At 37.0% G+C, this 20,931-nt stretch carries 22 protein-coding genes and 1 pseudogene; 15 read left to right on the top strand and 8 right to left on the bottom strand.

Going from position 1 to position 20,931, the window contains the following annotated elements; genetic code table 11:
- Positions 1–774 (top strand): 23S rRNA (uracil(1939)-C(5))-methyltransferase RlmD (gene rlmD, locus AC1DDX_RS05295; RefSeq protein WP_477621832.1); only part of this gene is annotated, 774 nt, incomplete at its 5' end.
- Between the two features lies 1 nt (position 775).
- On the top strand, positions 776–1,183 hold the full coding sequence (locus AC1DDX_RS05290) for a hypothetical protein (RefSeq protein WP_172659392.1): 408 nt from the start codon (positions 776–778) through the stop codon (positions 1,181–1,183).
- Here AC1DDX_RS05290 and AC1DDX_RS05285 read toward each other — a convergent pair whose 3' ends face one another.
- Both AC1DDX_RS05285 and AC1DDX_RS05280 read right to left on the bottom strand, forming a co-directional pair.
- Entirely contained in the window at positions 1,184–2,860 is a 1,677-nt protein-coding gene (locus AC1DDX_RS05285) for a serine hydrolase domain-containing protein (RefSeq protein WP_337717886.1), read from the bottom strand.
- Between the two features lie 116 nt (positions 2,861–2,976).
- The gene (locus AC1DDX_RS05280; RefSeq protein WP_477621831.1) at positions 2,977–3,687 is read right to left on the bottom strand and encodes a head GIN domain-containing protein; all 711 of its coding nucleotides are present in this window, start codon (positions 3,685–3,687) and stop codon (positions 2,977–2,979) included.
- Positions 3,688–3,847: 160 nt separating this feature from the next.
- Between AC1DDX_RS05280 and AC1DDX_RS05275 the strand changes: the two genes are divergently transcribed.
- The 5 genes from AC1DDX_RS05275 (at position 3,848) to hemH (ending at position 7,891) form a co-directional block, all read left to right on the top strand.
- Positions 3,848–4,357 (top strand): phosphoribosyltransferase family protein, encoded by a 510-nt coding sequence (locus AC1DDX_RS05275; protein ID WP_172659395.1) that lies wholly within the window; start codon positions 3,848–3,850, stop codon positions 4,355–4,357.
- Positions 4,358–4,396: 39 nt separating this feature from the next.
- Positions 4,397–5,017 (top strand): 1-acyl-sn-glycerol-3-phosphate acyltransferase, encoded by a 621-nt coding sequence (locus tag AC1DDX_RS05270; protein ID WP_172659396.1) that lies wholly within the window; start codon positions 4,397–4,399, stop codon positions 5,015–5,017.
- Entirely contained in the window at positions 5,014–5,913 is a 900-nt protein-coding gene (locus AC1DDX_RS05265) for a hypothetical protein (protein WP_477621830.1), read from the top strand. The genes AC1DDX_RS05270 and AC1DDX_RS05265 overlap by 4 nt, the downstream gene beginning before the upstream one ends.
- Before the next feature lie 53 nt (positions 5,914–5,966).
- Positions 5,967–6,815 carry a 4-hydroxy-3-methylbut-2-enyl diphosphate reductase gene (locus AC1DDX_RS05260; protein WP_172659398.1) on the top strand — a complete coding sequence of 283 codons (849 nt, stop codon included), beginning with the start codon at positions 5,967–5,969 and terminating at the stop codon, positions 6,813–6,815.
- A 62-nt stretch (positions 6,816–6,877) separates the two neighbouring features.
- Complete coding sequence (gene hemH / locus AC1DDX_RS05255; RefSeq protein ID WP_172659399.1) at positions 6,878–7,891, top strand: ferrochelatase; 1,014 nt, start codon at positions 6,878–6,880, stop codon at positions 7,889–7,891.
- On the opposite strand, the gene AC1DDX_RS05250 is transcribed toward hemH, so the two are convergent.
- Entirely contained in the window at positions 7,888–9,102 is a 1,215-nt protein-coding gene (locus AC1DDX_RS05250; protein WP_172659400.1) for a 3-deoxy-D-manno-octulosonic acid transferase, read from the bottom strand. The two genes, hemH and AC1DDX_RS05250, sit on opposite strands and share 4 nt — an antisense overlap.
- Positions 9,103–9,163: 61 nt before the next feature.
- Between AC1DDX_RS05250 and AC1DDX_RS05245 the strand changes: the two genes are divergently transcribed.
- The 5 genes from AC1DDX_RS05245 to rfbB are packed head-to-tail and all read left to right on the top strand — an operon-like array spanning position 9,164 to position 14,115.
- Positions 9,164–10,474 carry a UDP-glucose dehydrogenase family protein gene (locus AC1DDX_RS05245; protein WP_172659401.1) on the top strand — a complete coding sequence of 437 codons (1,311 nt, stop codon included), beginning with the start codon at positions 9,164–9,166 and terminating at the stop codon, positions 10,472–10,474.
- On the top strand, positions 10,474–11,463 hold the full coding sequence (locus AC1DDX_RS05240) for a UDP-glucuronic acid decarboxylase family protein (RefSeq protein WP_172659402.1): 990 nt from the start codon (positions 10,474–10,476) through the stop codon (positions 11,461–11,463). The genes AC1DDX_RS05245 and AC1DDX_RS05240 overlap by 1 nt, the downstream gene beginning before the upstream one ends.
- A gap of 5 nt (positions 11,464–11,468) precedes the next feature.
- Positions 11,469–12,491, top strand: a complete 1,023-nt coding sequence (gene galE / locus AC1DDX_RS05235) for a UDP-glucose 4-epimerase GalE (protein ID WP_337717882.1) — start codon at positions 11,469–11,471, stop codon at positions 12,489–12,491.
- 1 nt (position 12,492) lies between these two features.
- Positions 12,493–13,059, top strand: coding sequence for a hypothetical protein (locus tag AC1DDX_RS05230; protein WP_477612184.1), 567 nt, complete (start codon positions 12,493–12,495; stop codon positions 13,057–13,059).
- Positions 13,060–13,062: 3 nt separating this feature from the next.
- The gene (gene rfbB / locus AC1DDX_RS05225) at positions 13,063–14,115 is read left to right on the top strand and encodes a dTDP-glucose 4,6-dehydratase (RefSeq protein ID WP_172659405.1); all 1,053 of its coding nucleotides are present in this window, start codon (positions 13,063–13,065) and stop codon (positions 14,113–14,115) included.
- 14 nt (positions 14,116–14,129) lie between these two features.
- On the opposite strand, the gene AC1DDX_RS05220 is transcribed toward rfbB, so the two are convergent.
- A complete protein-coding gene (locus tag AC1DDX_RS05220; protein ID WP_172659406.1) occupies positions 14,130–15,362 on the bottom strand; it encodes an ABC transporter permease in 1,233 nt (410 codons plus the stop codon).
- A gap of 92 nt (positions 15,363–15,454) precedes the next feature.
- Complete coding sequence (locus tag AC1DDX_RS05215) at positions 15,455–15,808, bottom strand: HesB/IscA family protein (protein ID WP_172659407.1); 354 nt, start codon at positions 15,806–15,808, stop codon at positions 15,455–15,457.
- Between the two features lie 179 nt (positions 15,809–15,987).
- Here AC1DDX_RS05215 and AC1DDX_RS05210 point away from each other — a divergent pair, with 179 nt between their 5' ends.
- The 3 genes from AC1DDX_RS05210 (at position 15,988) to dnaA (ending at position 19,708) form a co-directional block, all read left to right on the top strand.
- Positions 15,988–16,533, top strand: a complete 546-nt coding sequence (locus AC1DDX_RS05210; RefSeq protein ID WP_288882502.1) for a DUF7935 family protein — start codon at positions 15,988–15,990, stop codon at positions 16,531–16,533.
- A gap of 2 nt (positions 16,534–16,535) precedes the next feature.
- Positions 16,536–18,083: an acyl-CoA mutase large subunit family protein gene (locus AC1DDX_RS05205; RefSeq protein WP_172659409.1), complete on the top strand. Its 1,548-nt coding sequence runs from the start codon at positions 16,536–16,538 to the stop codon at positions 18,081–18,083.
- 194 nt (positions 18,084–18,277) lie between these two features.
- Positions 18,278–19,708: a chromosomal replication initiator protein DnaA gene (gene dnaA / locus AC1DDX_RS05200; protein WP_048903745.1), complete on the top strand. Its 1,431-nt coding sequence runs from the start codon at positions 18,278–18,280 to the stop codon at positions 19,706–19,708.
- 78 nt (positions 19,709–19,786) lie between these two features.
- On the opposite strand, the gene AC1DDX_RS05195 is transcribed toward dnaA, so the two are convergent.
- From AC1DDX_RS05195 to AC1DDX_RS05185, 3 genes and pseudogenes are all read right to left on the bottom strand, one after another.
- A complete protein-coding gene (locus AC1DDX_RS05195; protein ID WP_172659410.1) occupies positions 19,787–20,338 on the bottom strand; it encodes an NUDIX hydrolase in 552 nt (183 codons plus the stop codon).
- A 1-nt stretch (position 20,339) separates the two neighbouring features.
- A complete protein-coding gene (locus tag AC1DDX_RS05190; RefSeq protein ID WP_172659411.1) occupies positions 20,340–20,738 on the bottom strand; it encodes a hypothetical protein in 399 nt (132 codons plus the stop codon).
- A 5-nt stretch (positions 20,739–20,743) separates the two neighbouring features.
- A pseudogene (locus tag AC1DDX_RS05185) lies at positions 20,744–20,931 on the bottom strand (TPM domain-containing protein); the annotation flags it as partial.

Below are 20,931 nucleotides of genomic sequence, written 5' to 3'. Positions count from 1 at the left end.
GGTGAGGTAATGGTGGTGGTGGTTTTTGCTTATGCAGAACAGGAGCAGGTAGATGGTTTAATGGAGCATTTGAAAGTGAATTTCCCGGAGATCACTTCGTTGCTTTACATCCTGAACCAAAAAAAGAATGATACTATTTTTGATCAGGAGGTAATTACCTATGCAGGTAGAGATCATATTTTTGAGGAAATGGATGGCCTACAGTTTAAAATTGGGGCTAAGTCTTTTTACCAGACCAATTCTGATCAGGCCCATGAGTTGTATAAAATTACCAAAGAGTTTGCAGGTTTTACTGGTGATGAACTGGTTTATGATTTGTATACCGGAGCTGGTACCATTGCTAATTTTGTAGCAAGAAGTGTAAAACAGGTGGTTGGAATTGAATATGTGCCAACAGCTATTGAAGATGCCAAGTTTAATTCTGAGCTTAATAAAATAGATAATACTATTTTTTATGCAGGCGACATGAAGGATATCCTGACAAGGGACTTTATTGCAAGTCATGGTAAGCCTGATGTGGTAATTACAGATCCGCCAAGAGCCGGAATGCATGTGGACGTAGTGGAAAGACTCCTTGAAATGGAAGCTGAGAAAATTGTGTATGTGAGTTGTAATGCAGCTACCCAGGCAAGAGATTTGGCGCTGTTAAAAGAAAAATATGAGGTAGTTCGTATCAAACCTGTTGATATGTTTCCTCATACTCAGCACGTTGAAAATGTAGTGTTATTGAAATTTGTAGGTAGTACATCGGAAGATAGTTTAGAGAATAATTAAGATGGATATAGAAGAATTATTGCCACAGGAACCAGAAGGTGGAAAAGCAGAAGAGAAAAAGCAAAGCCCATTGGTAAGCTTAGAAAAGGATTTAGATTTATATGCTGACTCTATTAAAGAGATTGCTGTAGAGATAATGTTGGAAGGAATATCTGCTAATCCCATTTTTATTGCCCACCAGTACGAAGTAAATATTGGGGAGGTAATTTTGGATAGAAAAGAATTAAATACTGAATGGACTATACAGGCGTCTACTTTTGAAGAGTTTGTAGAAAAAGGTATAATCCAACCGGATAAAAAAGCATTATTCCTTAAAAGCTACAAAAAACCCGAAGATTTTATGTGCGTTTTTGTGATTGTACCTGAAGGGGCTAACTTTATTTATTATCCTTATAAAAACAAAGGATAACTATTCTTTTAAGAAAAGCAGTTTTTCTACTCTGACATGATTTAAAATAAGGCCATCAATTTGATGGCTTTCGTTTCTTCTGAAATTGAACTCCATTCCTGTTTCCGGGAGATAATAATAGTCTTTATTACCAGAAGAGGTTATTTTTTGTGTACTGCTGCCTATCTTCATATTCAGGCTACCATTATTTATTAGTATTGTATAATGAGCATCGATCTCAGGACTGTAAAAGTTTCCGCAATATTGATTTAAGGTATTGATGTCTTCTTTTTCCGGTTCAATTCTTTTTGCCCATGATGGTTTTCCTTGCTGAGTAATTAGCATTTTTTGAGTATGACTATTCTGGGGTTGCCTAAATTCGAAGGTGATGTCTTCCTCGCCTTTAATATAAAATAAGGAATCGTTTAATGGTAAAATAGGATAATCATTCTGATTCCATTTTTGGAGAACAGTTAAGGAACTGTCTTTACTGAGCACATCAAAAACCATATTTTGGCTTCCTTCTATCAGGTAACTGCCAGCGTAAGGTAAGGTACTTACACTAAGCTTGAATTCTTTAACTACTTTTTTTTCGATTGGTTTTTCTGTTTCTTGTTGAAGTAATATTGGTTTGGTACCAGGGTAGATGTTATTATAGATACTGGTAAGTATATTATAACCTGAAAAAGTACCATTGTTGCTCATAATGATAATACCAAGGTCTTTTTCAGGAAAAAATGCCATATAGCTATGATAACTTGGCAAATCTCCACCATGAGAGATCATTTTTTGATCTTGGAAAGAGGTAATTCTAACTCCTCCTGCGTAATCTATTTGATTTCCATCGTTGTTTATGGCAGGTGTCAGTATTTTTTTCCAGACTTTATCACCCAAAACCCTATGGTTTTTCATTTCGTTGAACCATTTATCCCAGTCAGTGATCGCACTATAAACATTCGAATGACCTATAATTGAAGTCTTGGGATTATACTGGATGTATTTATTGTCTTCTAAAAGATATCCATTAGCCTTATTTTGTACCAGGTGGCTACGTGAGAAACCTGTATTTGCCATTTTTAAAGGATTAAAAATGTGCGCTTTAGCGAACTGACTAAGGTCCTGACCGCTTACTATACTCACAATTTTGGAAAGGAAAAAATAACCGGAATTAGTGTAGCTTTCCTGATCGCCCGCTGGAAAGTTTAATGATGACTGACGCGAAAGTGTAGCGTAAGCTTGCTGATCTGTGGTTTTACCATTTTCCTCCATATCCCTAAGCCAGAGTAATGTAGTGAAGTCTTTAATGCCGCTTTGATGGTGAATAAGCTGATCAATGGTAATGGTATCTGCATACGCAGGGAGGTCCTTGAAATATTTAGAAAGGTGGTTGCTTGTTTTTAATTTTCCTTGTTCTTCAAGCAAATAAATGCAGGCTGCCGTGAATTGTTTAGATACTGAGCAGATGTTAAAGCAAGTTGCAGAAGTATTTTTACGTTTTGTATTCAGATCAGCTAATCCAAACCCACTGGCGTAAACCAGCTTTTCCTTTTGTACAATACCTACTGCTACTCCGGGGATATTGTTCTTTGAAAGATTGGCTAGAATACTGTCAATCTTTTTCTTATTGATAGATTGACCATTAACAGCATTTGCAAAGAAAAGGAATATAATAATTATATGAACAGAGAGGTTTTTCATAAGTATGGCGTCTATATAGTTATAGACGATTGATCTGAAATAATGGTTGCAATTTAAAATAAAAATTCCTGCCAGACATCCGTTTGGCAGGAATAACTAAAAACTAAAACTAAACTTTATTTTAATCGGTTTACATCTCCGCTTTTGCTGGAGTTGTTTTTTACTGATGCACTTCCTTTGTAGTTTATATCACTACCTCCACTGGCACTTGCCTCTAATGCTTTATTAACATGAATGTTTGCATCAGAACCACCACTTGAACTTACTTTTGCGTAATCAACTATAAAATCCAGTGCATTTACATCGCTGCCTCCACTTGTAGCAACCTCCATATTTGTTGCACTTCCTTTTAAATCAACATCAGATCCACCACTTGTGTGTACTTCAATATCTTTAGCAACTACATCTAATTTTAAATCAGAACCTCCTGATGCACTTAATGACAATCTATCGGTTTTTAGTGTGTTTTGAGTATACACATCACTACCTCCGCTTGCTGATAAGGCTTTTAACGTTTTATAATTGACATAAACTTTGATGCTTTGATTTTTAAATAACCGACCCCAGTTAACACCATCTTTATATCTGATTTTTAGGTTGTTTCCTTCTTTCTCGATGATGACATTTTTAATGAGATCAGGATGAGCGTTGATACGAATATTTTCGGAATTACTCTGTGTAAGGTATACGTCTATTCCACTTGAAACTGAAACTTCATTAAAGTTGGTTATAGAAACGTCTTTGTTCTGCTGGGCATTTGATGATATTACAGATGYCGAAAATACAAGTAATGTTAGGGCTGATTTAAGTATAGATGATGCTTTCATAATTGGTTTTAGATTGAGGGTTTATTGATTAGACGCAACAGAGGCCTAAACGTTGCACGATTTGTAAACTTTTTTTAAACGCATATAAAAATATTTTTATCTAAGTTTGAATATGAACCTTAAAATGGTTCTTTTTGTAGCATAAACAATGTGATACCAGATGGCAGAATCTCAATTACTTATTCTAGATAAAAAACAGATACAGCAAAAGATCAACAGAATTGCATACCAGATTCTGGAAGATAATTTAGACGAGAAGGAAATTGTATTGGCAGGAATATGGGACCGGGGCTATAAATTAGCCTTAAGGCTTAAGAAGGTATTGACAAAAATCTCTGATCTTAAAATCACGATGCTCAGGATAGATCTTGACAGGCTGAATACTAAATTGGTTGCTAATACTGATTTAGACGAGTCGCATTGGAAAAATAAGGTGATCATACTTGTTGATGATGTATTAAATAGTGGTAAAACACTTGCTTATGGTTTAGGCGTTTTCCTGAATACGCCACACAAAAAAATCCGTACAGTGGTACTGGTAGACAGGAGCCACAAAATTTTCCCGATAGCTACTGATTTTGTTGGTCTGGAGATGGCTACTGTTTTAAAGGAACATGTTGATGTGGTTATGGATGTTGAAGGTGAGGAAGACAGGGTTTATTTAAGCTAGCMGTTTGCATTTGAGGCTAATTTTTCTCATTTTAGAGGGATGTACCAGTCCCAAAAAAGCCCTGTAATTTTTAAGTTCTTTTCCTGGTATGTTACTTATATCATTAAGAAGGACTTTTCTTCGTACAATTTTAACAAGCTTCAGATCAAAGAAAATGAGGCTGTGCTTTTATTGGCCAATCATTTTAGCTGGTGGGACGGTTTTTTGATGTTCTATTTAAACAAAAAGTTGTTTAAGAAACAGTTTCATGTGCTGGTTACGAAAGAAGATTACGAGAAGTTATGGTTTTTAAAATATTTGGGCGCTTTTGCTGCAGAAACGAAAGGAAAGGATGTGGTGCAAACATTAACATATGCAGGGAGCTTACTGGATAATCCTGATAATTTGGTCCTCATGTTTCCTCAGGGAAAACTCTATACTAGCTACATCGGTAGTATAACTTTTGAAAAAGGAGTGATGCAGGTTGTGAATGCTTCCAGGAAGAAATTTCAAACTATATTTTCGGCTAATCTTACAGATTATTTTGGAGGCAGAAAGCCAGAGGCGAGGAGTTACCTCGCCACCTGGGAAGCGGAGGAGTATGTGAGTTTGCAACTACTCAAAAGTGAGTATAACAAACATTATGGGTATGCAGTTAAAAGCCAGAGTAAAACAATATGATCACTTTCGTTTATGCTGTGCTTGTATTTATTGTGCTGCGGTTTTCAGTTACGTTATTTAATTTCTTATCCAATCCAAAGCTTGGCTATTACGGAAAACACTTTACAGATAAGGTTTCAGTTATCATTTCTTTGTCGGATAAAAATGATGATCMTTCTTCATTGATCGCATCTATCAATGCTCAGGATTACACGAATGTTGAAGTTGTTGTTAAAAAACATTCAGAAACAACAGAAAAAGCAGTGGCTAAAACAACTGGCGGCTTTATTCTTTTCTTGGATGTTAATACAATTATTAATAAGGGGTTGATAAACAATCTTATTTGTCGTGCTAAGGTGTTTGATCTGGACTTGTTGAGCATAGTTCCTAATCGTAGATTTAGCGGACTATTTAGCCGGTTGGTTTATCCTTTAAGTGATTTCATTTTGCTGAATCTTTTGCCGTTAAGATTGGTGAGGTTGAGTACCCAACAAATATTTGCAACAACTAATACCGGGTGCATGTTTTTTAAAGCAAGCAGCTATAAGACGAGTGACTGGCATGGGAAAACAGAAGTTTTACTTGCAAATAAGTTCGTTTATATTGATGAAAAGGTAGGATTTGATAAGGTCTCATCGCAGTTGTTGCTGACATTTGGGAATAACATATTTGCCGTGTTAATTTACCTGGTGCTGGTTATTGCCGGACCTATTATTGTGTTGATCAATTTTGAACCGGTATTTTTGGTTTTACCTTTTGGATTGATTTTCCTGAGTAGGGTAATGATATCTTTCCTTACAACACAAAATCCTTTTATAAATGTTTTGCTCCATCCAATTCAAATGATTATGCTCTTAGGACTGTTATTAAAGGGACTTTGGATTAAGGTATTGACATCAGTTAAACATAAGATATAAGAATATGAAACTCTTTTTGTGTAATTTTGTACATTATTAGTGTCAGAAGAAAGATGAAATACGATTTAACCGTTACTATAGATAAGGCGTCGGGCTTTTGCTTTGGGGTAGTTTATGCTATTGATATGGCTGAAGATATTTTAGATCATGAGGATTACTTGTATTGCCTGGGCGATATTGTGCATAACGATGAAGAGGTTAAACGGTTAACCGATAAAGGTTTAAGGATAATCGATCATGAGCAATTGCAGGGCTTAAAGAAGGAAAAGGTTCTGATCAGAGCTCATGGAGAAGCTCCATCTACTTACCAGCTTGCATTGGAAAATGAACTAACATTAATTGATGCTTCTTGTCCGGTTGTTTTAAAACTTCAAAACAGAATTAAGAACTCACACGATGATGATGAGCAAATTCTGATCTTCGGTAAACATGGTCATGCGGAAGTAGTAGGCTTACAAGGACAAACTGATGGGAAAGCAATTGTTTTTCAGGATTTGGCAGAGTTGGATCATGTAGATCTGCCTTCGAAATTCACTTTGTATAGTCAAACAACTAAGAGTACAGATAAATTTTACCAGATAAAAGATGAACTCATAAGTAGGGGATATGACATTAAAGCAAATGACACCATTTGCCGACAAGTTTCTAACCGTTATACTGATTTGGAGAAATTTGTGGTAAACTATGATAAGATCATATTCGTTTCGGGGAAGAAATCATCTAACGGAAAGGTTTTATATGATGTTTGCAAAAAGTATAACGACAATTCATATTTCATTTCAAATATTGAGGAAATAGATTTCAACTGGTTTTCTCCTAAAGATAAGGTTGGAATTTGCGGTGCTACATCTACGCCTATGTGGTTGATGGAAGAGGTTAAAGCATTTCTCCAAAATCATTAAAAAGTAATTATTGTTTTTACGGAAGATTATAAAAGTATAATAAGTTAATTTTGGGCCATATTATGGGAAAAAAGGGCGTTTTGTTAGTCAATTTAGGAACTCCGGATAGTCCGGAAGTAAAAGATGTACGCAAATATCTTGATCAGTTTTTGATGGATGAGCGCGTAATTGATGTTAATGCTTTTAACCGTACACTATTGGTTAAAGGTATAATTGTTCCTTTTCGCAGTCCTAAAACTTCAAAATTATATAAAGAAATCTGGGATGAAAACGGATCTCCATTATTGTATTATAGCAAAATACAAGCTGCGTTAGTTCAGGAGAAATTAGGAGATGAATATCATGTTGAACTGGCGATGAGGTATCAGAACCCTTCGATTCAGTCTGCTTTAGATAAAATGAAAGCAGGTTTGGTTGAAAGTATAAAAGTAATTCCCTTGTTTCCTCAATATGCTTCTGCTAGCAGTGGTTCGGTAATACAAAGCGTAATGGAAATTGTAAGTAAATGGACCACTATACCTCCGGTTTCATTTGTAAATTCATTTCACGATAACGAATTGATGTTAGAGGTCTTTGCTGAAAATGCAAAGAAATATCAGCCAGAGACCTATGACCACGTATTGTTTAGTTTTCACGGGCTTCCGGAGCGCCAATTGTTAAAGTGTGATCATACTGGAAATTATTGTCTGAAAAAGGACAATTGCTGTGAAACTTTAAATGATACCAATAAATTTTGCTACTCTGCGCAGGGGCATGATACAGCAAGGTTACTTGCAGAGAAATTGAATATTTCCAGAGAAAATTATACCGTTTGCTTCCAATCGCGTTTGGGTAAAGAGCCATGGGTGCAGCCATACACAACCGATGTGTTAAAGAAACTTGCTGCTGAAGGAAAAAAACGTTTACTTGTATTTAGTCCTGCATTTGTTGCCGATTGCCTGGAAACACTTTATGAAATTACAGTTGAATATCATGAAGAATTTAAGGCCTTAGGTGGCGAACATGTTCAGTTGGTTGAAAGCCTTAATGATCATCCAAAGTTTATTGATGCCATTGCAGAAATGGCGGTGAGCTAAAAATTTTGAGCAATGTATTTAATGATCTGATCTGTTGATCCGGTCTTTGTGTTTACATACCTTTTTGCAAGATCACCCGAAGTTCTGTCCTCTGTAAGCTTTTGGAATGCAATGAATAATTCCTCAGCATTTTTAATGCTAACAGCAGCATTTATGGAGATCAGGTCTTTTGCTTCTTGAAATTTATCGTATCTAGGCCCAAAGATTACGGGCATTCCAAATGCGGCAGCCTCCAGTGTATTGTGTATCCCTACACCAAATCCCCCACCTATATAAGCAATTTGTCCGTACTGATAGATAGATGATAAAAGACCAATGTTATCTATTATTAGCGTTTGAGTATCTACAGGCTGGTTTGTTAATTCTGAATACTTAACCGATTCAGGGATAAGTTTTACAATTTCGTCTATATGCGCTTTATCTATCTCATGAGGGGCGATAATGAATTTCCAGTTCGGATAGGCGTTAATAAGTGTTGCTAGTAAATGCTCATCAGCCGGCCAGGTACTTCCTGCAATAAGCGTGTTGTTGTTATCACAAAATTTTCTGATTGTTTCAAATTCCTTTGGCGATTTTGCATTCTCTGCCACCCGGTCAAACCTGGTATCGCCACTGATACTTACATTGTGTATGTTTATTTGACTGAGCAACTGCTTGCTTTCTTCATTCTGGACAAAAAAGTGATTTACAAAACTTAAAATTTTGCGGTTAAAAGAGCCATACCATTTGAAGAAAATCTGATCGGGTCTGAAAATACCGGATATAATGTAAAGTGGAATACCAGATTGGTGAAGGACTTTAAAATAATGATACCAGTACTCATATTTAGTGAATACCGCTAATTCAGGATTTATAGCTGCAATAAGTTGTTTGGCATTACTGGGTGTATCAAGCGGCAGGTAAAATACTCCGTCAGCCAAGGCGTAGTCTTTTCTGATTTCGTATCCTGATGGGGAGAAAAAAGTAATTATAATTTGCTTTTCGGGATAAGTACTTTTAATTTTTTCTAATAAAGGCCGGCCTTGTTCAAACTCTCCAAGTGAGGCAAAGTGAAACCAGATGTTTGACTTAGCGGGATCTATCTTTTTTTGTATTTTTTCAAAAATATTCCTTCTTCCTTGAACAAAAAGTTTAGCTTTATTATTGAACAGGGAGAATATTTTAATAATTAAACCATAAAGTTGAATCGCGATATTATAAAGCAAAAGCATTTTGTGTTTATTTCTTATCTTAGCCGAAGATACTTCAATAAAATTAAAACCGAATTAATATATGAAAATAGCCGTAATAGGAACAGGGTACGTAGGTTTAGTTACCGGTACTTGTTTGGCCGAAACTGGTAACGACGTTATATGCGTTGACGTTAATGAAGCCAAAGTGCTCAAAATGCAAAATGGTGAAGTTCCTATTTATGAACCCGGATTAGATGTACTATTTCACAGAAATATTGCTCAGGGAAGATTGGTTTTTACTACTGATCTTGCAGCCGGAATTAAGGAAGCACAAATTATTTTTATGGCTTTGCCTACGCCTCCAGGTGGCGATGGTGCAGCAGATCTATCGTATATTCTAGGGGCAGCAAAAGATATTTCGAAGCTGGTTACTGAATATAAGGTGGTTATTAATAAATCGACAGTTCCGGTTGGAACAGCAGATAAGGTGCAGGCTGTTTTTAAGGAAAATACTTCAGTAGAAATTGATGTGGTTTCTAACCCAGAGTTTTTACGTGAAGGTGTGGCTGTAGATGATTTCATGAAACCTGATAGGGTAGTAATTGGCACCAGCAGCGAAAAGGCAAAGAAATTGCTTTTAGAGCTATATGGCCCGTATGTTAGACAAGGAAATCCGATATTGTTTATGGACGAGCGATCGTCTGAGCTGACAAAATACGCTGCTAATTCATTTCTTGCTACCAAAATAACATTTATGAATGAGGTGGCTAACCTATGCGAAATTGTAGGAGCCGATGTTGACGCTGTACGTAAAGGTATTGGCTCTGACGCAAGAATTGGCAAAAGATTCTTATTCCCTGGTATCGGTTATGGTGGAAGCTGCTTTCCTAAAGATGTGCAAGCCTTAGCAAAAGCTGCGGATGAACATAATTATGATTTTCAGATTCTGAGAGCGGTGATGAATGTGAATGAAAGGCAGAAAATTGTTTTGGTTGATAAGCTTTTGAAATACTATAAAAATGATTTAAAAGGCAAGCACTTCGCTTTATGGGGCCTTGCCTTTAAACCAGAAACAGATGATATCCGTGAGGCACCAGCTTTGTATATTATTCAAGAGCTAGTGAAACATGGTGCAACGGTTACTGCATTTGATCCGGAAGGGATTGACAACGTAAAAGCGCTGATAGGTGATAAAATTCAGTACTCAAGCAATCAATACGAAGCTTTGGAAGGTGCAGATGCATTGCTGATTGCAACAGAGTGGTCTGTTTTTAGAAATCCAGATTTCGAAAGAATGGAACAGACATTAACTAACAAGGTTATTTTTGACGGCCGTAACCTATACGACTTAGAAAAGATGATTGACTTAGGTTATTACTATAATAGTGTAGGCCGTAAGCTAATAAACTAATGGGACGTAAAAGAGTTTTAATAACCGGTGCTGCCGGTTTTCTAGGATCGCATTTGTGCGATAGATTTATAAAAGAAGGCTATTATGTGATTGCCATGGATAACCTGATAACAGGGGATCTGAAAAATATAGAACACTTATTTGGTTTAGAGAGTTTTGAATTTGCACATCATGATGTTTCAAAATTTGTTCATGTACCTGGTAAATTAGATTATATTTTACATTTTGCTTCGCCTGCGAGCCCTATTGATTATCTTAAAATTCCTATTCAAACGTTAAAGGTAGGATCTTTAGGAACACACAATCTGTTAGGTTTAGCAAAGAATAAAAAAGCCAGGATGCTCATTGCTTCTACTTCGGAAGTTTATGGCGATCCAAGTGTAAACCCTCAGCCAGAGGAATACTGGGGAAATGTGAATCCGGTTGGGCCTAGAGGTGTTTATGATGAAGCCAAACGTTTTCAGGAAGCAATGACTATGGCTTATCACACCTTTCATGGTGTGGAAACACGAATAGTTAGGATTTTTAATACTTATGGCCCTAGAATGCGTCTAAATGATGGACGTGTTTTACCTGCTTTTATTGGTCAGGCCTTAAGAGGTGAAGACTTAACTGTGTTTGGCGATGGGTCTCAAACCAGGTCTTTCTGTTATGTTGATGATCTGATAGAAGGTATTTACAGGTTATTGTTAAGTGATTACGTGATGCCGGTAAATATTGGTAACCCGGATGAGATAACAATTAAGCAATTTGGAGAGGAGATTATTAAACTAACGGGAACAAATCAGAAACTGGTTTTAAGAGATTTGCCGGTTGATGATCCGAAACAACGCCGCCCGGATATTACAAAAGCAAGAGAGATTTTGGGCTGGGAGCCAAAAGTTAGTCGTGAAGAAGGATTAAAGATTACCTACGAATATTTTAAATCACTGCCAGCTGAGGCTTTAATAAACAAGGAACATAAAGATTTTACAACATATAATCGTTAATAAGAATGTCTAAAATATTAGTAACTGGAGGAACTGGTTTTATTGGTTCGCATACAGTAGTTGAATTGCATAATGCAGGATATGAGGTGGTAATTATTGATGACCTCTCTAATTCTAACCCTAAAATACTTGATCAGATAGAAACAATTATAGGAATTAAGCCAAAATTTGTTCAGCTTAACCTATGTGATGAAGCTAAGGTAAATGAATTTGCAGCGAAAAACACTGATATTGATGGAGTAATCCACTTTGCAGCTTTTAAAGCAGTTGGAGAGTCTGTACAGCAGCCACTGAAGTATTATAAAAATAATTTTTACTCACTAATTAACCTGATTACTGCGTTTAACAGTTCAGTTAAATTGGTGTTCTCTTCATCATGTACCGTTTATGGTCAACCAGATGTGTTGCCGGTAACAGAATCAGCCCCTACAAAAAGAGCAGAATCGCCATATGGCAATACCAAACAAATAGCTGAAGAAATTTTACAGGAAACCTGTGCAGTTACACCATCATTAAATGTGATTTCACTTCGTTATTTTAACCCGGTGGGTGCGCACGAAACTGCCTTAATTGGTGAGTTGCCAATTGGTGTACCTCAAAACCTTGTTCCGTTCATTACACAGTCGGCAATTGGAAAACGTGGACCGATAACTGTTTATGGTAATGATTATGATACTCCTGATGGAAGTGCGATAAGAGATTATATTCATGTGGTAGATTTAGCTAAAGCACATGTTGCAGCTATTAAGCGCCTGGAAGGTAATAAAGCAGATTCAAATTACGAAGTGTTTAATTTAGGAACCGGAAAAGGATCTTCAGTATTGCAAATTATTGATGCCTTTGAGAAATCAACAGGACAAAAGCTGGATTACACTATTGGAGCAAGGAGAGAAGGTGATATCGAGAAAGTTTGGGGTGATGTAACAAAATCTGCAAGAGACTTAAACTGGAAGGCAGAATTAGACATCGATGTAATGATGTCATCGGCCTGGAACTGGGAGAAGTACTTAAAAGACAACCCATTTTAGTATGCTGTTAAGTGAGCATAAGGATCTTAAACTGGAGATAAAATCTCTTCCTGAAAAGGAAAAAGATAAATTATTGCTCAGACTAATTGCAAAGGATAAGGTTTTAACAGAACATTTGCATTTTAAGCTGTTCGAAGATGAACATGATCTGGTAGAACGTTATGAAAAACTATTGGCAACAATAGATGAAACGGCTAAAGATCTTTTATCTAATAAAAAACTCACTTCAAAAGATACACTATTAAGAATGCGTAAATTAAATGGAAGCATCAGTCATCATTTTAAGGTAACAAAGGACGTTACTACAGAAATGGAGTTGAGAATTCATTTATTAAACCAAATTCCAATAGATTTTAAAGAAGGTATTTTTTCGCCTTTGCATAAGTTTAACGAAAAACTTTCTGTTTACTTTGTTAAGTCGACAGTTTCAGTATTAAATAAGTTTTATAAACTACATGAAGATCTGCAGTTTGATTTAAAGGATCGACTAGATACCGTGCTTAGTAAAATATATCAAAACAAAACATCTTCGGTAGCTCTGGAACTTGGACTGCCTAAAGAATTATAGACTATGAAAAAAATATTAATAACCGGAGGAGCTGGGTTTATTGGCTCTCATGTTGTAAGAAGATTTGTAAATAACTATCCTGATTACATGATTGTAAATCTGGATAAGTTAACCTATGCTGGTAACCTTGCAAATCTTACCGATATTGAGGATAAACCAAATTACCGTTTTGTTAAAGCTGATATTACAGATGCAACTGTAATAAATGAGTTGTTTGGTAAAGAGAATTTTGATGCAGTTATTCATTTAGCGGCTGAATCGCATGTTGACAGGTCGATCACTGATCCGACAGCTTTTGTGATGACCAATGTTATCGGAACAGTTAATCTTTTGAATGCGGTACGTGAATACTGGAAAGGTAGCTATGATAAGAAAAGGTTTTACCACGTTTCAACAGATGAAGTTTATGGTGCGCTTGGCGAAACAGGAATGTTTACTGAATCTACAGCTTATGATCCACATAGTCCTTACTCTGCTTCAAAAGCATCTTCGGATCACTTTGTAAGAGCTTATCACGATACTTATGGGATAGATATAGTTGTGTCTAACTGTTCTAATAATTACGGATCTCATCATTTTCCTGAGAAATTGATACCATTGGCAATCAATAATATTAAAAATGAACAACCAGTGCCGGTATATGGTAAGGGCGAGAATGTTCGCGATTGGTTATGGGTAGAAGATCATGCACGCGCGATTGATGTTATCTTCCATCAGGCTAAAACAGGACAAACATATAATATTGGTGGCCATAACGAATGGAAAAACATAGATCTTATTCATTTACTATGTAAGATTATGGACAAGAAACTAGGCAGGGCAGAAGGGGAGTCGGCAAAGCTGATCACTTTTGTAACGGATAGAGCCGGTCATGACTTACGTTACGCTATTGACTCCACCAAACTTCAAAATGAATTAAACTGGGTGCCTAGTTTACAGTTTGAAGAAGGATTAGAAAAAACAGTAGAGTGGTATTTGAAAAATGAAGGGTGGCTTTCTGATGTCACTTCCGGGAATTACCAGGCTTACTACGAAAATCAATATGAGGGAAGATAATTATCTTCCCTTTTTTATTCATACCTTAAAGCTTCTACCGGATCGAGTTTAGAGGCTTTTTTTGCAGGGTAATAACCCGAAATAATACCTACCCCAACACATAATGCAAAACCGCCCATAATCCATTCCCATGGTATTATGAATGATCCTCCCATTGCAAATGAGATGAGATTTCCTATGGCTATTCCAAGGAATATGCCAAATGCACCTCCAATAAGACAAATTATAACGGCCTCTATTAAGAATTGTTTACGAATTACAGAAGGATTTGCACCAATGGCCTTCCTGATTCCGATTTCCCTGGTTCTTTCTGTTACGGAAACCAGCATAATATTCATTAGTCCAATGGATGCACCAATTAGTGTAATGGCTCCGATGGCAATTCCTCCTAACACTACATATCTTAATTGTTCGAAAAGGGTTTGGGCAAGGGAATCACTTTTTGTGATCTCAAAATTGTTCGGTTCTGAAACCTTTACCTTTCTTATCTTTCTTAGTTCTGATGTAGCTTCGCCAATAATGTTATCCATCTGATCATTGCTTGGTACCATTACCGTAATGGTATAAGAAGGATTTGAGTTGGAGTTAATCAACTTAGCTTTTAGAAGGGGAACATAAACGGATCTGTCGCCGCTAAACCCCATACTTTGACCCTTTGACTCAAGAACTCCAATAACTTTTAACCTGTTGTTTCCAACGTTTATTACTTTATCTATGGGACTTTGATCTCTAAAAAGCTTAGTCCTGATCTCATTACCTATTATGCAGACATTGTTCCCTGACACTACTTCGGCGGGACTGAAATTACGCCCAAGCGAAAGATTCAAGCCTTGTGAGTTCAATCCATTTTCATCAATACCTTGAATATTGATATTAGGGTTAGTTTTTTCAGCGCCAAACTTAGCTGTTGACCCTCCTGTAGCAAATACACTGATCGCGACTGTTGCAGGTGTATTTAATCTTTCCTTAAAACTTACCGCATCTTCGTATTTGATAGACCGGAATGGTTTTGGGCGTTGGCCAGAGCCGCCAACCCTTATGCCTGATCCTCTGTTTCTGATGGTAAACGCGTTGGCCCCCATACTGGAGAAGGCCTCAGTCATACTTTTTTTAACAGCATCCAGTGTTGTTAATATACCTACTAATGCAGATAGGCCAATTGCGATGATCAATGCGGTAAGCATGGTACGCAACCTGTTGCTTTTTATTGATTGAAGGGCTAGTTTTACGTTTTCGGTATAGGTCATTTCAGATGAAATATATTCTTAAAGGGATAAAAATAAAAAGTCCCGCTGTTAAGACAACGAGACCATGTATAATGTTACAAAAGAAAAGGAACTTAAACTGAGAAACTTGTTCCGCAACCGCAAGTACTACTTGCATTTGGGTTGCTAAAGGTAAAGCCCCTTGAGTTTAATCCATCTTGCCAATCTACCTGCATTCCCATCAAATACATCTGATGCGCTTTGTGCATGAAGACTTTAATGCCATCGATAATAAATTCCTGATCACCTTCTTTTTTTTGATCGAAACCAAGTACATAGCTCATTCCAGAGCAGCCCCCACCGTCAACACCTACGCGTAACCCAAAGTCCTCAGAAATTTCTTGCTGATCTTTTAATTTAAAAAGCTCCTTTACAGCGCCTTCTGTAAAAGTTACCGGTGCAAATGCTGTATCAACTGTATTACTCATATTATTAAAAATTAGGAAGTACAAATTTAGTTATAATTGTTTATAAAAGCGCTATAGCTATCTCTAATAGAGACCTCTATCTCGTCATTTAAAAAATCAAATAGTGGGGTAAATATAAATAAAATGTACATTTTTGCTGAGACTCTATACTAATTATTACTGTATTCAAACAAAGCTGAATGAACGTACAAAACTTTTTAACAGAAGTTGCCACATTAGCCACCGGTGGTATTATAACAGTTGCAGCAGGATATTATCTTTTTATAAATGACCTGAGAAGGTATCTGGACACAAAACATGTTGAAGCAAAACCATCAGATCCTAAAAAAGACGAACATTTACAGATCCTTCCGTTACGATTGCAGGCTTACGAACGGCTGATTGTTTTTGTCGACAGAATTAATCCTGCAAATTTGCTGATCCGAGTACATCAGCAAGGTATTTCTGTTGTAGATCTTCAATCAGTTTTACTTAATGAAATAAGATCTGAATATCAGCATAATGTTGCCCAACAATTATATGTAAGTGCCCAAACATGGGATGTTGTTCGTAAACTTAAGGATGATACTTTAACCATGGTTAGCAATGCCGCGCGAGGATTGCCTGTGGATTCTGCCGGTGTGGATTTGAGTAGAAAAATACTGCAGCATATGACTGATATGTCTGATAACCCTTATGATTTAACATTAGATCTTATTAAAAAGGATATTCATTTGTTATTTTAACTATGAAAGAGAAAAGTTTTACCACTACTTCGGGTATTGAAATAAAAGAAATATACACTACTGCCAAACCTTTAACAGAGGTGCCAGGAGAATTTCCTTTTACCAGGGGGATTCAGAAAGATATGTATAGGGGCCGGTTGTGGACTATGCGGCAGTATGCCGGGTTTTCGACTGCAGAGGAATCTAACAAACGGTACCATTATTTGCTTAAGCAAGGAACAATGGGCCTGTCTGTTGCATTTGATCTTCCCACCCAGATTGGATATGATTCTGACCACGATATGGCCGAAGGAGAGGTTGGTAAGGTTGGTGTTGCAATTGATTCATTGAAAGATATAGAAATCTTGTTCGATGGGATAGAGCTGCAAAAGATCACCACATCTATGACAATAAATGCTACAGCCTCGATTTTGTTGGCTATGTATATAGCCCTGGCTAAAAAACAGGGGGCTGATATTAAGCAAATATCTGGCACCATTCAAAACGATATCTTAAAGGAGTATGCCGCAAGGGGGACTTATATATACCCGCCAAAACCCTCTATGAGGATTATTACCGATATTTTTGAATATTGCAGTAAAGAAGTACCGAAATGGAATACAATTTCCATTTCGGGCTATCATATCCGGGAAGCAGGCTCAACAGCCGTTCAGGAGCTGGCCTTTACACTGGCAAATGGAAAAGCATATTTGAATGCTGCATTAGAGAAGGGATTAGATATTAATGTATTTGCTAAACGACTTTCTTTCTTTTTCAACTGCCACAATAATTTCTTTGAGGAAATTGCCAAATTCAGGGCTGCCAGAAGAATGTGGGCAAAAATAACAAAGGAGCTTGGGGCTACGGATGAGAAAGCTCAAATGCTTCGTTTTCACACGCAAACAGGTGGGTCAACACTTACAGCCCAACAGCCACTTAATAATGTAATAAGAGTCACCAATCAGGCCTTGGCTGCAGTTTTGGGAGGCACACAGTCCTTGCATACAAATGGTTACGATGAGGCGCTGTCGTTACCAACCGAAGCAGCAGCAAAAATCGCTCTGCGTACACAGCAGGTAATTGCTTTTGAAAGTGGGGTAACAGATACCGTTGACCCATTGGCGGGCTCCTACTTTGTAGAAACATTAACAGATGAGGTTGAGGCGGCAGCGCAGCTGTATATAGATAAAATAGATGCCATGGGCGGTTCAGTAAATGCGATAGAAAATGAGTATATCCAGAACGAGATCGCAGATGCAGCTTACCGGTACCAGGTTGAAGTGGAAGAGGCAACCAGGGTTATTGTTGGGGTAAATAAATTTACACAGGAACAGGAAGGGATAACCGAGGTGTTTACCATAGATGAATCTATCCGTACGATCCAAACGGAGAAGATAAATAAGTTAAAAGCAGAAAGAGATAACATAGCTGTTGAAAAAGCGTTGAAGAACCTAAGGGAAGCTGCAAAGGGGAGCGAGAATTTAATGCCGTATATTTTAACAGCCGTAGAGGCCTATTCCACGCTTGGTGAAATAGCGGACACACTACGTAATGTTTTTGGAGAATATTAAAAAGGATGTTAATAAATAGTTATTAACACAAAAAATTCAGGTTAAGAAGGGTAGGTTATTGCTACCTAAGCAGTTACCAAATAAATGAAAATTAAGTTTTTTTTGTTGATAATTTTTTGAATATTCGATCTCTCGAAACAGCAGTTTTTTTATGCTCGTATCGTTACTGTAAACCAACAAATTATAGAATAACAATGGAAAAAACTTGTACAGAAGTGTGGAAAAACTGTCTCCAAATCATAAAAGATAACATACCGACCCAAAGTTTCAAGACTTGGTTCGAACCGATATCAGCATTGAAATTGGAAGGCAAAGTTTTAACCATACAAGTGCCTAGTTTGTTCTTCTATGAATGGTTGGAAGAACACTATGTAGGGCTGCTTCGTAAGACAGTTAAAAAGCAATTAGGAGATGAGGGAAGGTTAGAGTATAACATCGTTGTGGATAAGTCTTCTAATACGGGATCGCCTTATACTACTAACATGCCGAGTAATGGAAATGGGGCAGAGGCGAAGATTCAATCAATGCCAATTCCGGTTTCTATAAACAAAGACATTAAGAACCCTTTTATCATTCCGGGTTTAAAGAAACTGAATGTTGATCCTCAATTAAATTCTAACTATACGTTTGAGAATTACATAGAGGGAGATTGCAACCGTTTAGCAAGATCAGCGGGGTATGCCGTAGCCGCAAAACCGGGAGGTACTTCATTTAATCCTTTAATGATTTATGGAGGAGTAGGGTTAGGGAAAACACACCTTGCGCAGGCTATTGGTAATGAAATTAAGCGTAACATGCCAGACAAACTGGTAATTTATGTCTCATGTGAGAAATTCTGTCAGCAATTTGTAGATTCATTAAAGAACAATACGATTAATGATTTTGTGAATTTCTATCAGGCAATGGATGTAATCATCATGGATGATGTACACAACTTTGCCGGAAAAGAAAAAACGCAAGATATATTCTTCCATATCTTTAATCATCTTCATCAATCAGGTAAACAGGTTATTTTATCATCAGATAAAGCACCTAAAGATCTGGCCGGACTAGAAGAAAGATTGTTAAGCCGTTTTAAATGGGGTCTTTCTGCAGATTTGCAGATTCCTGATTTTGAAACAAGAATAGCAATTCTTAAAAAGAAAATGTATGCAGATGGTATTGAATTACCTTCTGAAGTAGTGGAGTACGTAGCCCACAACATTGACAATAACGTAAGGGAACTTGAAGGCGCAATGGTTTCCCTGCTAGCTCAATCAACTTTAAACAAAAAAGACATCGATTTGGCATTGGCTAAACAGATGTTGAAGAACTTTATTAAAAATACGTCCAAAGAGATTTCGATGGAATATATCCAGAAATTGGTATGTGAGTATTTTGAAGTTCCTGTAGACATGGTGAAATCACAAACACGGAAACGTGAAATTGTTCAGGCAAGACAGATTTCCATGTATCTTTCCAAGAGTCATACTAAGTCATCATTAAAAACTATTGGAGCTTTCTTTGGAGGAAGAGACCACTCCACGGTAATTTATGCATGCCAGACAGTTGAAGATCTGATTGATACAGATAAGAAGTTTAAAGGATACGTACACGACATACAAAAGAAATTAAAAATGAGCTAAATCATTAGAGCTCAAGTCTTATCACAAAAAAAGACCCTGTAAGTTTTACTTGCAGGGTCTTTTTTTGTGATTGAATGTTTATTTTAAAACATCAAGCTTCATTAACCCATAAAATAATGCAGCTGAATGTAATGCCTGATCAATTTTATTGTCTTTTAGAATTTGTTTAGCCTCTTCGATAGTATATTCCTCAACGTTAAGGATTTCATGGTCATCTAAGTGCTGATCATGAGTTTTAACACCGCCTTTTAATAAATAGGTATAAGTAACATTTGTAGATGTTGCGGGATTGGGGTATAGCGTAGCTATCAATTCGGAACTTTTAAAAGAATAACCGGTTTCTTCTAATAGCTCTCTCTTAATGGCTACCTCAGGCAATTCATCGCCATCTATGACGCCACCAGGAACTTCTAAGGATATAATATCAGCACCATGGCGATATTGGCGAACCAAAATTATTTTATTGTCTTCTGTTACTGCTACGGCATTAACCCAATTCGGGTATTCAAGTACGTAATAGTCGTCTTTTATAACGCCATTTTGTAAATCACAGGTATCCACACGTAATGTCGCCCATCTTTCTTTCACCAGATATTTTGATGAAAGTCTTTGCCATTTTTTTATTTCCATATTAGGTATTAAGGTATTTATCAACTAGTTTTTGGCGGTCAAGATTAGTCATGTTTATAATGTGATGCTTTGTTTCCAGCAGGTAGTATATTAAATATAGCTTCTCAGCAAAAGAATCGTTCCTTGGGTTAATAACCGAAGGATCAAATTGAGAGTAGAGAAACTGACTTAGCATTTCCAATTTTTCGGCAGGGAATTCCTTTTCAGTTAACCGTGCCTCAAATTCAGAAGAATTACTGGAGAATAGTTCTTCAGGTGTAATTCCAAAATTATTTACCAATGATTCCATTAACAGATCATCTGCCTCAGTCAATTTGCCTTCTAGCTTTAAGCCCATAATACGGGCTAAAACTTGCGCAAGTTTCTGAATTTCTGCTGTAATTAAGTCTCTTCTTAACATATTCTTTACCAGCTACCGCTACTACCACCGCCACCAAAACTACCACCACCAAAGCCTCCGAAGCCACCACCTCCGCCGCCGCCACTGCTACCTCCGCCCCAGCCACCGCCAGAACCTCGGCCACCGCCTAATAACATACTCCAGAAAAGAGCATCAGCAGCACCACGACCACTGATAACTTGTCCACTGCCAC

This window comes from Pedobacter sp. 10L46_2 (genome assembly GCF_056395165.1).
This window is presented reverse-complemented; position numbering and strand designations above follow the sequence as displayed.

Excerpts from the sequence above, each read along its gene's own strand:
- AC1DDX_RS05215 (WP_172659407.1), bottom strand. The coding sequence starts at position 15,808 with ATGAGTAATACAGTTGATACAGCATTTGCACCGGTAACTTTTACAGAA.
- AC1DDX_RS05270 (WP_172659396.1), top strand. The coding sequence starts at position 4,397 with ATGTACCAGTCCCAAAAAAGCCCTGTAATTTTTAAGTTCTTTTCCTGG.
- AC1DDX_RS05210 (WP_288882502.1), top strand. The coding sequence starts at position 15,988 with ATGAACGTACAAAACTTTTTAACAGAAGTTGCCACATTAGCCACCGGT.
- hemH (WP_172659399.1), top strand. The coding sequence starts at position 6,878 with ATGGGAAAAAAGGGCGTTTTGTTAGTCAATTTAGGAACTCCGGATAGT.
- dnaA (WP_048903745.1), top strand. The coding sequence starts at position 18,278 with ATGGAAAAAACTTGTACAGAAGTGTGGAAAAACTGTCTCCAAATCATA.
- AC1DDX_RS05275 (WP_172659395.1), top strand. The coding sequence starts at position 3,848 with ATGGCAGAATCTCAATTACTTATTCTAGATAAAAAACAGATACAGCAA.
- AC1DDX_RS05195 (WP_172659410.1), bottom strand. The coding sequence starts at position 20,338 with ATGGAAATAAAAAAATGGCAAAGACTTTCATCAAAATATCTGGTGAAA.
- AC1DDX_RS05290 (WP_172659392.1), top strand. The coding sequence starts at position 776 with ATGGATATAGAAGAATTATTGCCACAGGAACCAGAAGGTGGAAAAGCA.
- AC1DDX_RS05240 (WP_172659402.1), top strand. The coding sequence starts at position 10,474 with ATGGGACGTAAAAGAGTTTTAATAACCGGTGCTGCCGGTTTTCTAGGA.
- AC1DDX_RS05205 (WP_172659409.1), top strand. The coding sequence starts at position 16,536 with ATGAAAGAGAAAAGTTTTACCACTACTTCGGGTATTGAAATAAAAGAA.
- AC1DDX_RS05230 (WP_477612184.1), top strand. The coding sequence starts at position 12,493 with ATGCTGTTAAGTGAGCATAAGGATCTTAAACTGGAGATAAAATCTCTT.
- AC1DDX_RS05285 (WP_337717886.1), bottom strand. The coding sequence starts at position 2,860 with ATGAAAAACCTCTCTGTTCATATAATTATTATATTCCTTTTCTTTGCA.
- rfbB (WP_172659405.1), top strand. The coding sequence starts at position 13,063 with ATGAAAAAAATATTAATAACCGGAGGAGCTGGGTTTATTGGCTCTCAT.
- galE (WP_337717882.1), top strand. The coding sequence starts at position 11,469 with ATGTCTAAAATATTAGTAACTGGAGGAACTGGTTTTATTGGTTCGCAT.
- AC1DDX_RS05245 (WP_172659401.1), top strand. The coding sequence starts at position 9,164 with ATGAAAATAGCCGTAATAGGAACAGGGTACGTAGGTTTAGTTACCGGT.
- AC1DDX_RS05250 (WP_172659400.1), bottom strand. The coding sequence starts at position 9,102 with ATGCTTTTGCTTTATAATATCGCGATTCAACTTTATGGTTTAATTATT.
- AC1DDX_RS05220 (WP_172659406.1), bottom strand. The coding sequence starts at position 15,362 with ATGACCTATACCGAAAACGTAAAACTAGCCCTTCAATCAATAAAAAGC.
- AC1DDX_RS05260 (WP_172659398.1), top strand. The coding sequence starts at position 5,967 with ATGAAATACGATTTAACCGTTACTATAGATAAGGCGTCGGGCTTTTGC.
- AC1DDX_RS05190 (WP_172659411.1), bottom strand. The coding sequence starts at position 20,738 with ATGTTAAGAAGAGACTTAATTACAGCAGAAATTCAGAAACTTGCGCAA.